Source organism: Bowmanella yangjiangensis (assembly GCF_017255015.1).
In the GTDB taxonomy this organism is placed as follows: Bacteria; Pseudomonadota; Gammaproteobacteria; order Enterobacterales; family Alteromonadaceae; genus Bowmanella; species Bowmanella yangjiangensis.
The window spans coordinates 1-313 of record NZ_JAFKCS010000829.1 but is presented as its reverse complement, the minus strand read 5'-3'; the positions used below and the strand labels follow the sequence as shown (position 1 = coordinate 313).

Sequence of the window (313 nt, the reverse complement as noted above, 5' to 3'; positions counted from 1 at the left end):
ACGTACAGCTCCACATTGCAGGCGTTCGGTGCATTGTTGTCGCGACTGAAGATCAGGCGGGCCGGCGCACCGACGGCAGGGGCTGGGGGGCGATGTTCGACGCCGCGTGGCAGGGTGTCGCTGGCATGGGCGCCCAGGCACAGCAGGCACAGCAGGCTGAGCAGAACGAGTGCGGTATGACGCATGGCGGCAGCTCCGTGTGGCTATCCATGCGATCAGTGTCGCCCATCTTGCGCACGGCGCGCGACCCCTTAAACTGTGCGCCCCATTTTCCCCGGACAACCTCATGCAAATCGCCCTGGCACCCATGGAG

At 65.2% G+C, this 313-nt stretch carries 1 protein-coding gene; it reads right to left on the bottom strand.

Annotated features, from left to right (window positions below):
* Positions 1–185 (bottom strand): hypothetical protein (locus J0A65_RS26870; protein WP_206597216.1); only part of this gene is annotated, 185 nt, incomplete at its 3' end.
* Positions 186–313 lie beyond the last annotated feature (128 nt).